General features: G+C 61.0%; 6 protein-coding genes and 1 pseudogene. 2 read left to right on the forward strand and 5 right to left on the reverse strand.

The window, feature by feature from the left end:
* The 4 genes and pseudogenes from EN749_RS32135 to EN749_RS32150 form a co-directional block, all read right to left on the reverse strand.
* Nucleotides 1-596 (reverse strand): annotated as a pseudogene (locus tag EN749_RS32135) (VirB4 family type IV secretion system protein); the annotation flags it as partial.
* Nucleotides 593-901, reverse strand: a complete 309-nt coding sequence (locus EN749_RS32140; protein ID WP_128364671.1) for a type IV secretion system protein VirB3 — start codon at nucleotides 899-901, stop codon at nucleotides 593-595. The gene EN749_RS32140 and the pseudogene EN749_RS32135, both read right to left, overlap by 4 nt.
* A gap of 5 nt (nucleotides 902-906) precedes the next feature.
* The gene (locus EN749_RS32145) at nucleotides 907-1,200 is read right to left on the reverse strand and encodes a TrbC/VirB2 family protein (protein ID WP_281061937.1); all 294 of its coding nucleotides are present in this window, start codon (nucleotides 1,198-1,200) and stop codon (nucleotides 907-909) included.
* Between the two features lie 27 nt (nucleotides 1,201-1,227).
* Entirely contained in the window at nucleotides 1,228-2,076 is an 849-nt protein-coding gene (locus EN749_RS32150; protein WP_128364673.1) for a lytic transglycosylase domain-containing protein, read from the reverse strand.
* Nucleotides 2,077-2,165: 89 nt separating this feature from the next.
* Here EN749_RS32150 and EN749_RS32155 point away from each other — a divergent pair, with 89 nt between their 5' ends.
* Both EN749_RS32155 and EN749_RS32160 read left to right on the forward strand, forming a co-directional pair.
* Entirely contained in the window at nucleotides 2,166-2,705 is a 540-nt protein-coding gene (locus tag EN749_RS32155) for a hypothetical protein (RefSeq protein ID WP_128364674.1), read from the forward strand.
* On the forward strand, nucleotides 2,705-3,304 hold the full coding sequence (locus EN749_RS32160) for a thermonuclease family protein (RefSeq protein ID WP_128364675.1): 600 nt from the start codon (nucleotides 2,705-2,707) through the stop codon (nucleotides 3,302-3,304). Before EN749_RS32155 ends, EN749_RS32160 begins: the two co-directional genes overlap by 1 nt.
* Here the strand turns inward: EN749_RS32160 and EN749_RS32165 are convergent.
* Entirely contained in the window at nucleotides 3,261-3,545 is a 285-nt protein-coding gene (locus EN749_RS32165) for a hypothetical protein (protein WP_128364676.1), read from the reverse strand. The genes EN749_RS32160 and EN749_RS32165 overlap by 44 nt on opposite strands.
* Nucleotides 3,546-3,973 lie beyond the last annotated feature (428 nt).

Here is a 3,973-nt window from a genome sequence, read left to right on the forward strand (position 1 = left end):
TCATTGCGCTTGACGACGGTCAGAACCCGCGCGCCATACGCCTGCAGGCTCTCTCGGACGGCTTTCATCACGTCCGTGAGCTCGATCAGCGCCCGCTCCTCGCTCGAAGAGCGACCGTCCGCCGCCCTGCGTCCCAAAAGCTTGCGGATCACAAGATCCGCCGTCCCGACCGTGCCCTGCAGCTCGCGCCGCACGATCGTCAGGTAGATATCGTTCACAAACATGCGCTGGGTGCGCAGGGCCGCCGTATAGCGCTGATCCAGCTCTTGGCAGAACTTATTCTCGAAGCTCGACTCGATCGCCGGCTTCACCTCGCGGCGCACAATGTGCGAGTAGATTGCATAGCGGGAATTCGCCAACCCCCGAATAAGATCGTTGCGGCCGAGCAGGCGCGAATTGATCTCCGCGATATCGATCGTCTCGAAGCATAGCCCGCTCATGTGAACGAAGGACATCAACATGCCGTCCTGCGTCTTGACCACCTCGTCGGACACGTGCCGTGAATAGGGTATGTGGGCCGAAACCGGGTTCTCCCGACGGGACACGGCCCCGAAACTCAGTTCATCACGAAGAGCCCGTGCGATCGCCACGGTCACACCCGATAACTGCGCGCGCCCCAGAAGCTGGCGCTCCGGGGCGGCATCTTTCGTGAACGGATGAACATGATCTCGATGAACATGGGATCGCGCATGATCACGATCCTGGCAACCGCATAGAGCGGCACGCAGATACAGAGCATGACCAGATTATGGGTTGCGAGGAACACGACCGCGGTCAGCACGCCGATGAACCCCGCAAGCTCATAGGGAATGCCGAGCACCGTCGGCGCTCGGGTCAAGCCCTTGACGAGCGGAGTGATCAACAATCTGGGTTCGTCAGGATCGATCCGGCCGTCTGCCATCCCGATCACCTGCCGACCGCGGATTGAAAGAATTCGACGATCTGGGCCGAGCCGAAGACCAGCACGATGCCCAAAACCCAGCTTCCGGCCACAAACCATGACAGGCGTGCCGCCCAGGCCATGAAGCCCATGAAAATGCAGAACAGAACCGCCAAGGCCGTCGCGATCGGACCGGTCAAGGTCTGCACCAACGTCTGCAGCGTGCTTTGCACCGGCTGGAGATTTCCGCCCCCGGCCATCGCCTGCGTCGCCAAGAGCATGAGCGGCATCGCCACACCAGTGCTGCGCGCAGCAATCATCCTCAACAAGGTCATCAAAGCTTCTCCTCAGTCAAAATTTTGCACCATCCCGCCCTGCCAGACCGGCGCTTCGCGAGACGTCGTGGTGCTGCCATTGTGGGACCTAGTGCGGGATGTCGGATCATTTCGTTGATCCGCTGCGCCGGCCGCAGCCTTTTGAACATTGGCCAGATCAAGGCTCGCCGCCCCCGCGGGCATCACCGCCTCAGAGCCCGATGGCCATTGGTAGAAATCATTGATGACGTTGGCGACGTAGCCCACCGTCTCGGAGTAGGGCGGCACGCCCTTGTATTTGAGAACCGCGACCTCGCCGGCATTGTACGCGGCGAGCATGTATATCGGGTTCGGAAATTTGCGATGCAGATCCCGCAGAAAGCCGATCCCACCCTTCACATTATCCGCGGGATCGCAGATATCGACACCGTAGCTTGCTGCCGTGGATGGCAGAAGCTGCATCAGGCCATAGGCCCCTTTGGGCGATAGCGCGCCGGTATTGAAACGACTTTCGGCCCGTGCAACCGCGAGAACGAGCGGCGGGGCAAAGCCTTGCTGGCGCGCGACCGTTTCGACGATCCGCTGTCCTTCTTCCTTCGAAAGGGCAGCGACGCCGGGGCAGGGATTGTCAGCCTTGGTCGATGTCACCGTAGCGGCCGTACTGTCAGCGCTTTGCGCCGTACCGATCCGCTGCACATCCTGGCTCTCAACCTCATAGGCCGGCATCACCCGGCCCTTCGCGTCGACGGCAGCATGAACGACGCGCCTGGCAGGTGCCGCAACGCGGTCCTGGAATTTCTGCGGAGCTTCCTGCGCAAACGTTGCTTGGCACATCGCCAGGGCAGCACCCGCCGCCAGTACCGTTTTGCGGAATCGAATCACCAAAATAATCCTGCGCCGTTGCCCATTGTGCGATATCGAATTAATACAATGACTCGATGAACTGCAATCGCGAAATTGAGGTAGGCACAATGAAAATGAGCAGGGTTCTTCCCGTTGTGGCGTTTTTGCCGACCTTGGCGGCTCTGTCCTCGGCGCCGGCCTATGCTGGTGACTTTGGCTGCAAGGTTTTGCTGTGCATCCTCAACCCGCAGGGTTGGGCGAGCGTCGGGGAATGTGTGCCTCCGGTCGAGCGCGCTTTCCGAATGGTCGCGCATGGGGAGCCCTGGCCTCAGTGCCCCGAGGCCGGCAGTTCCGGTCGTATCGGATATGAGAAATTCAAACCCTGCCCGGACGGCATGATCGCCGTCTCGTCCGAGACGGAATCGAGCGGGAGCGACAACAGCTCTCGCTCACAAACCGTCTACAAGCCAGACAGCAACGGCGCTTTCTGCGCGCCGCGGAATGCGACGTATGCCTCTTGGGGCACGAACCGGGGAGGTTCGGGTTACGGTACGCGTCCAACATCGGCCGTGACGCCGCGCGAGCGGAGGACGGAGCCTAACTATCTGGACCTCACAACGACAGACGGCAAACAACGCTTCTGGTTCGATCTGAGCAGGTATCAATAATGAAGCCTGGCTTCTCAGCCGTTGGCCTTCTCGCGGCCGTCCTCGGGAGTGTTCCGGCACTGGCCGAGGACAAACCCAATCCCTGGTTTGCGATCCCCGCCACAGCATCTTTCAGCACCGGCGACACCTGGACCTATGCCGGCGAGACCCACCGTCTCTACGGTGTTCAAGCCTGCTTGCGAGGCACTTTTTTCACAAATGGGACCAGGGGGCATGTCGATTGCGGCGAGGCAAGCCTTGCCATGCTCGTCTCTCTTATCCGGGATCTCAAACCTCAGTGCTACACGGCCGCCTGGCAGGCCGCGACCAAAACGCGCTTCGTCGTTTGCGTCGCACAGCCTAGTTCAGGATTCGCGGCCGGTTCTCGTATCGATCTCGGCACGGCGCTGATCTCAACCGGCTGGGCGTTCGCTGCCGTCACTCCGAATGGCGCTCCGGTTCATGCTCCCTATATCGTCGCGCAGGAGGTCGCTAAAAGGCAGCACCTTGGCCTGTGGCAGTTCGCCGACGTGCCCGATCCGAATGCCATCATCCTCCGCGATATCCGAAACGCATCTAACCAGGTAGGTCAGTCTTCGAATCCGCCTGCAAATCGATAACCGGTCCCCGGCGGGTTGGATCATACGGGCCATCCTGCAGAGGCCATCGCCGGACCACGAAGGCGACGGCCAGCGCAATCGCCGAAATCGAGCCAAGAAAAATAGCCGCGATCAGCCCCGGCTCTCGCCAAAACGATAGACTGTCCCACTGGTTCAGAAGGCGGGCGCCGGACAGCACCAAAATCAGGACTGTTGCGATGACAATGCCCGTTCCCGGATCCATGTCGAATTTCTTCAGCATCGCTTTCTCCTTTTTTCGCACTCCCTGGTATCACGGCCCCGCTCAACGATCGCTTCTAGCGCAAACGCCGGCACCAGGCGCAAGCCCTCAGACTCAGCCTGCCCTACGGGCGCGCCAGCCGTCGCCCGCGCTTCGTCGCTGTCACGGCCCCTCGCCAACCGCGTCCAATCATCGCCGTCATCTGGCCTTTCGCTTGTTCACGATATTTATTTCCTGGCTGGGTCCCATCCCTGCGGCAGCCTCCCGCGCACTTCCGCTTTTCACGTGTTCGGTCGATGTTCCAAAGCCTGCCTGCTGGGCGGAGCCGAAAGCCGCTGCTGTTTGCCCGGCAGGTCCGGCCGGGGGCCGCTTGCGTCCCAGCGCCAGGTCTCGAGCTCGCAGCTTGAAATCAGATGGTCGAATTCCGCCCGTACCGCCTCCTTGGCATC

It is taken from the genome of Mesorhizobium sp. M7A.F.Ca.ET.027.02.1.1 (assembly GCF_004022985.1).
In the GTDB taxonomy this organism is placed as follows: domain Bacteria; phylum Pseudomonadota; class Alphaproteobacteria; order Rhizobiales; family Rhizobiaceae; genus Mesorhizobium.

Excerpts from the sequence above, each read along its gene's own strand:
- EN749_RS32140 (WP_128364671.1), bottom strand. The coding sequence starts at position 901 with ATGGCAGACGGCCGGATCGATCCTGACGAACCCAGATTGTTGATCACT.
- EN749_RS32145 (WP_281061937.1), bottom strand. The coding sequence starts at position 1,200 with ATGATTGCTGCGCGCAGCACTGGTGTGGCGATGCCGCTCATGCTCTTG.
- EN749_RS32155 (WP_128364674.1), top strand. The coding sequence starts at position 2,166 with ATGAAAATGAGCAGGGTTCTTCCCGTTGTGGCGTTTTTGCCGACCTTG.
- EN749_RS32160 (WP_128364675.1), top strand. The coding sequence starts at position 2,705 with ATGAAGCCTGGCTTCTCAGCCGTTGGCCTTCTCGCGGCCGTCCTCGGG.
- EN749_RS32165 (WP_128364676.1), bottom strand. The coding sequence starts at position 3,545 with ATGCTGAAGAAATTCGACATGGATCCGGGAACGGGCATTGTCATCGCA.